The sequence below is a fragment of the Mesotoga sp. UBA5825 genome, from assembly GCF_002432955.1.
GTDB lineage: Bacteria > Thermotogota > Thermotogae > Petrotogales > Kosmotogaceae > Mesotoga.
In genome coordinates this window covers 1-1,371 of record NZ_DJHG01000006.1, presented here as the reverse complement: position 1 = coordinate 1,371, position 1,371 = coordinate 1, and the positions used below count along the sequence as shown (strand labels likewise).

The 1,371-nt window shown below is 42.4% G+C and carries 1 pseudogene; it reads left to right on the top strand.

The window, feature by feature from the left end:
- Positions 1-40: 40 nt before the first annotated feature.
- Positions 41-1,371 (top strand): annotated as a pseudogene (locus B3N33_RS00225) (helicase); the annotation flags it as partial.

Sequence of the window (1,371 nt, the reverse complement as noted above, 5' to 3'; positions counted from 1 at the left end):
TGACTTGTTTGAGTCCGGAAGTTCGGCCGAAGAAAAGGCCTTGAAGTTAGCAGAGGAGGTTCTTTCTCATGTTTCAACAATTAAGAGAGAACTTCCATCTAGTTATGGAGATTCTTTCATTAACTTAAAGAGCGCGATAGATGAGGTCAAGGTTTCTCACAGTGAAGTCACCCGTCAGTTTGATGCTCTTCGCTCACTTTTGGGAATCTCTAATGCTCTCAAATCTGTCAAGTTATTTGAGGAGACCGCCTCGCTTCTGACGAGATATCGACCGGCCATTCTTCAGTTGAATCACAATGAGCTTCAAAGAAAGTTTTCGAGCTCATACAACAGCTTTTTTGGTAGGTTGTTTGGAGGTTATAAGAAGAATGTCCGCATCCTTTCTTCGCTTAAATATGATGGAGTTTTAAATTACGAGAGAATCGTAGAAGATTTGGAGAAGTCGGAAAGAGTTCTCTCCCAATGTGGACTAATGACAAAAGCCTGCAACGAGAAAGAGTTGATAAGTCTTCTTGAAAGCTCAAAAGGGGTAATCAAGAGCTTCAACGAGAGTTATGATAACTTGGAGAAAGCTTTGAGAAGTAGTGAATCAGACCTAAGGGAGCTGATTGAATACTTCTCATTCTTTTCTATATTGCCGAAAGGAAACCCAAACCAGCAGGCAATATCAGGCAGGAGTGACTGGGTGAAGCGTGGAATCACGGCAACAAATTCATTTTTCAAGCATCTAGAGGAAGTATCCGATATGGTTATCACGGAACCATTTTCTGACGGCAAGTCTCTTTCGGACTTTGAAGGCTTTGAAGATTTTGTCCAAAGACTACAAGAGTCGCTTCCAAAACTTGATGACTGGCTTTCAATGAAGAAGAGTATCATTTTTCTCGAGAAGGCTGGACTGGAAGACTTTCTCGAAAGAGCGAGGGAAAGTGAAGTTGGGTCCGATGTGCTTGACAAAGTCTTCCTAAAGGGTTTTTATAGCAACCTCTTGTCGGAGCTCTACGCAAAGGATGAGGTTTTGAACTCATTCTCCACAAGTGACCACAATCTTCTTGTTAAAGAGTTCCGGTTACTTGATTCAAAACAACAGCTGTATGCCAGAAAGAGACTGGCTTCTTTCCTCGCCCAGAGGATTCCGGTTTCCAATCTTGTGAATTCTGGAAGTGCCGAGACATCTATTCTGAGAAGAGAGATAGCCAAGAAGAGACGAAACAAATCAATCAGAAGACTATTTTCGGAAACACCAAACCTCCTTCAAGTTCTGAAACCATGCATGATGATGAGCCCTCTTTCAGTAAGCGTATTCACCGATCCGGAAAAGTTCAAATTCGATGTCGCCATTTTTGACGAGGCTTCCCAGGTATTTCCGGAAGA